This is a genomic window from Bacillota bacterium, assembly GCA_023511835.1.
Taxonomy (GTDB): domain Bacteria; phylum Bacillota; class Sulfobacillia; order JAIMAT01; family JAIMAT01; genus JAIMAT01.
On the sequence record JAIMAT010000125.1, the window covers coordinates 1 to 4,311 of the forward strand.

Annotated in this window: 5 protein-coding genes; all 5 read left to right on the top strand. The window is 76.3% G+C overall.

Annotation, left to right across the window (positions count from 1 at the left end; all coding sequences use genetic code 11):
• Positions 1–29 precede the first annotated feature (29 nt).
• Positions 30–521: a PTS sugar transporter subunit IIB gene (locus K6U79_11160; GenBank protein MCL6522911.1), complete on the top strand. Its 492-nt coding sequence runs from the start codon at positions 30–32 to the stop codon at positions 519–521.
• The gene (locus K6U79_11165; protein ID MCL6522912.1) at positions 518–1,852 is read left to right on the top strand and encodes a hypothetical protein; all 1,335 of its coding nucleotides are present in this window, start codon (positions 518–520) and stop codon (positions 1,850–1,852) included. Before K6U79_11160 ends, K6U79_11165 begins: the two co-directional genes overlap by 4 nt.
• Positions 1,833–2,672, top strand: coding sequence for an SIS domain-containing protein (locus K6U79_11170; GenBank protein MCL6522913.1), 840 nt, complete (start codon positions 1,833–1,835; stop codon positions 2,670–2,672). Before K6U79_11165 ends, K6U79_11170 begins: the two co-directional genes overlap by 20 nt.
• Positions 2,650–3,420: an SIS domain-containing protein gene (locus K6U79_11175; protein ID MCL6522914.1), complete on the top strand. Its 771-nt coding sequence runs from the start codon at positions 2,650–2,652 to the stop codon at positions 3,418–3,420. The genes K6U79_11170 and K6U79_11175 overlap by 23 nt, the downstream gene beginning before the upstream one ends.
• A gap of 12 nt (positions 3,421–3,432) precedes the next feature.
• A partial coding sequence (locus K6U79_11180) for a Gfo/Idh/MocA family oxidoreductase (protein MCL6522915.1) occupies positions 3,433–4,311 on the top strand: 879 nt, incomplete at its 3' end.

Here is a 4,311-nt window from a genome sequence, read left to right on the forward strand (position 1 = left end):
CGGGAGAGGCGCCGAGGGAGGGAGCCTTCGTGGCCGTCGTGCACATGCGCATCGACAACCGGCTCATCCACGGCCAGGTGACGACCAGCTGGGTGAGCGCCGTGGGTGCCGACCGGATCGTGGTCACCAACGACGACGTCTCCCGGGACCCGGTGCAGAAGCTGCTGCTGCCCCAGGCGGCGCGGGGCGTCCCGACGTCGATCCTGTCGGTGGAGGAGACGCTGGAGTTCGCGCGCAGCGCGCAGGGGGAGCGCGAGAAGGTGCTGGTCATCGCCAAGCTTCCTTCGGACGCGCTGCGCCTCCTGGAGGGGGGGCTGAAGCCGCGCGAGGTGAACGTGGGCAACCAGGCGCCGACGCCGGGGAGCCGGTTCAAGATGGTCACCCATTCCATCGCCGTCACCCCGGAGGAGGCGGAGATCTACCGGAAGATCGCCGCCTTCGGCTACACGCTGACCTGCAAGATGATGCCCAGCGACCGCGCCAGCGACTTCCTGGAGCTGCTGAGAAGGAACGGGCTGTGAGCGGTTCCGGCGAAGGGCTGGCGGGTTGGGCGGAGGCCGTCATCCGCCTGGAGCCGCCGCTGCCCATGGGGGGTTACGCGGCAAGGCGGGAGCCGGCGCGCTCGGTCCACGACCCGCTCCAGGTGCGGGCGCTGGCGCTGGGCGCGCCGGGGAGCGCTCTGGTGCTGGCGGTGGCGGACCTGCTGGCGGTGGAGCGGTCGCTGGTGACCCGGATCCGCCGGCGGTTGGCGGGGCGGCGGCCGCGGACGACGCTCTGGCTGGCGGCGACGCACACCCACTCGGGCCCCGAGGTGGGACGGCTCCTCGGCGCCGAGCCGGCCCCCGGGGTGGAGGAGGCGGTGGCGGAGGCGACGCTCGTGGCGGCCGAGCGCGCGCTGTCGGCGATGCGCCCTGTGCGTGCCTCCTGGGCCAGCCTGCCGGTGGAAGGGGTGGCGACGCCCCGGGATCACCCGGAGACGGGCGGGCCGCTGGAGCTGGACCTGCTGGTGCTGGAGGACGCGGAGGGCGACAGGGCGGTCTTCGGCAGCTTCCCCTGCCACCCCACGGTGCTGGGCGAGTCCAACTTGGCGCTCTCCGCCGATCTGCCGGGCGCCTTCCGCCGGCGGCTGGCGGAGCGCCTGGGCGGCGACGCCTGGGTGACGCTGGCCACGGGCGCCGCCGGCGACGTCAGCACGCGGCATACACGGCGGGCACAGGACTTCGGCGAAGTCGAGCGGCTGGGCGACCTGCTGGCGGCCCGGGCCGAGGAGGCGCTGGGCGGGCGCCGGCCGCTGGCGGCGGGCCCGCTCCGGCTGGTCCGGCGGCGGCTCCGCCTGCCGGCCAAGGAGCCTCCCGACCCCGCCGCGCTGGCGGAGCTGGAGGCCGGGCTGCGGGAACGGCTGGCCGCCGCGCGCGAGGCCGGGCGAGAGGGCGAGGCGCGGACGCTCGTCACCGCCCTGCAAGGGGTGGAGGCCGCGCGGAGGATGGGTGTGGCCGGCGCTCCGACGAGGCTGGAGGCGGAGCTGGACGCCGCCGCCTGGGGCTCGCTCCGCCTGGCCACGGTGCCGGGGGAGCTCTACCACCGCCCGGGCGACGCGGTCCGGCGGGCCGCCGGTCTGCCCACCCTGCTGCTGGGCTACGCCAACGGCTACCTGGGCTATCTGCCCGAACGGCAGGCCTACGGGCAGCCCGACTACGAGGTGCTGATCAGCCCCGCCGGGGCCGGGGCGGCGGAGCGGGTAGTGGCGGCGCTCTCCGGGATGCTGGCCGACTTCGGGGAGGCCGGGGCCCGCCGGGGAGGGCCGCGCGAGGGCGGGGAGGCGGGTGAGGCCGATGGCCGCGGAGGCGGCTGACGGCGGAGGGGCCGCGGGGATCGAGGCCTTCGCCGGACGGGTGGCGGCCCTGATCCGCTCGGCGGCCACCGGCCAGGCCGGGGCCATCGCCCGGGCGGGCGGCTTGGTGGCCGAGGCCATGGCGCGTGGCGGGATGCTCCATACGCTGGGCACCGGCCACTCGCACCTGCTGGCGGAGGAGCTCTACTCCCGTGCCGGAGGACTGCTGCCCGTCCGCGTCCTGGAGAGCGCCCCGCTGATGCTCCACGAGGACGCGGTGGCCTCGGGCTCCTGGGAGCGGTTGCCCGGCGCGGCGGCGGTGCTCCTGGAGCACGCCGGCCTCCGGCCGGAGCGCGACGTGCTCCTGGTCATCTCCAACTCGGGCCGCAACGCGGTGCCGGTGGAGGCGGCCGAATGGGCCCGGGCCCGCGGGATGCCCGTCATCGCCCTCACCTCCCTGGCCCACTCGCGCGCGGTCCCCTCGCGGGCGCCTTCGGGGCGGCGCCTCTTCGAGGTGGCCGACGTGGTCCTCGACAACCTGGGGGAGCCGGGCGACGCGGCGGTGGAGGTCCGGCCCGGCCTGCGCGTGGCGCCCACCTCGACGGTGGTGGGGGCGTGGCTGCTGCAGGCGGTGGTGCTGGCGGCGGTGGAGCAGATGCTGGAGCGGGGGCTGGAGCCGCCCGTCCTGCGTTCGGCCAACGTGCCGGGCGCCGAGGAGGCCAACCGCGACCTCCTGGCCCGCTGGAGGGGCCGGCTCCCGGAGCCCTACGAACGGCTGCGGCAAAGCCTGGCGAGGGCGGAGAGGGAGGACGGGAACGATGGAACGCGAGCCGGACGATGAAGAGCGCGCGCGGCGCTTCGGCAAGGAGCTCTTCTGGCGCGAGGCCTCGCGCCTCCTGGAACGTGTGGCGGAGAGCCAGGCGGAGGCGATCCGGCGGGCGGCCGAGCTCTTCGCCGACCGGATCGAGCGCGACGGCGTGATCCACGCCTTCGGCACGGGCCACTCGCGCGCCTTCGCCATGGAGCTGGCCAACCGCGCGGGGGGGCTGATCCCCTTCGACATGATGAGCCTGGAGCAGCTGGTCCTGGCGGGCTGGCCGCCGGAGCGCGTCTTCGACCCCGAGCTGGAGCGCGATCCGGAGGCGGGCGCCGCCCTCCTCGCCATGCGGCGCCTGGAGCCGCAGGACGCCTTCATCATCGCCTCCAACTCGGGCGTCAACGCGGCCGTGGTCGAGGTCGCCCTGCGCGCCCGGGAGGCCGGCTACCCCCTGGTGGCGGTCACCTCGCTGGAGCACACGCGCCGCGTGGAGTCGCGCCACCCCGGCGGCAAGCGCCTCTTCGAGCTGGCCGACGTGGTCATCGACAACGGCGGCCCCTTCGGGGACGCGCTCTTGGAGCTGCCCGGCGGAGGACGCGCCTGCTCGGTCTCGTCGCTGACCGGCGCACTCGTCGCCCAGATGCTGACCGCCGAGGTGATCGGCCTTCTCCTCCGCCGCGGCCTCCGCCCGCCCGTCCTCCTCTCGGTCAACGTGCCGGGGGGCCGGGAGCGCAACGAGGAGCTGCGCCGCCACTACGAGGGAAGGATCTGAGGAGGCTCCGGCGTGGCCTGGAAGGTGCTGGTCGCCGGCGCCGGCTCCATCGCCCGCCGCGTCTACCTTCCGCTCCTCCTCCAGGAGGGACGGGTGGAGCGGGAGCTGCTCTGGGGCCGGGAGCCCGGGCGGACGGCCGAGGCGGCGCGGCGCTGGGGCTTCCGGCGCTGGAGCACGGAGCCCGTGGACGCCGCCGCGGCCCGCCGCTGGCGCCAGGAGGGGATCGTCGCCGCCTTCCTCCACGTGGCCACCGAGGCGCATGCCGCGCTGGCGGTGCCGCTGCTGGAGGCGGGCGTGGCCGTCTGGGTGGAGAAGCCGCTGGCTTACCGTCTCGAGGAGGCGGAGGCGATGGTGGCGGCGGCGAGCCGTTCGGGGGCTCCGCTGGCGGTGGGCTATAATCGCCGCTGGGCGCCGCTGGTGGCCGCCGCCCGGGAGGCCGTCCCGGAGCCGGTCTGGCTGCTGGCGGCCAAGCATCGCGCGGCGGCGGGCCCCTTCGACGCCGTCCACGACCTCTACGACGACTTCGTCCACCCCCTCGACCTGGCGGTCCAGCTGGGAGCCGATCGGTTGCAACGGGCGAGCGGGCTGCGCGACCGCCAGGGACACCTCCTCCGGCTGGTGGCCGAGCTGGAGGGCGCGGGCGGTCGGGCCGCCACGGTGGCCATGGTGCGCGGCGCCGGGGCCGACGCCGAGCGCCTGGAGCTCTGGGGGGCGGACGGGCGGAGCGCCCGCCTGGAGGGGCTGGAGAAGCTGGAGGTCTGGCTTCCGGGGACGGGAGGCTGGCTGCGGCGGACGAACGAGCCCTGGGCGACTCCGGCGCGGCGGCGGGGCTTCGAGGCGGCCGTGGGGGCCTTTCTGGAGCGGGTGGGCGCCTGGCAGGCGGCGCCGGCC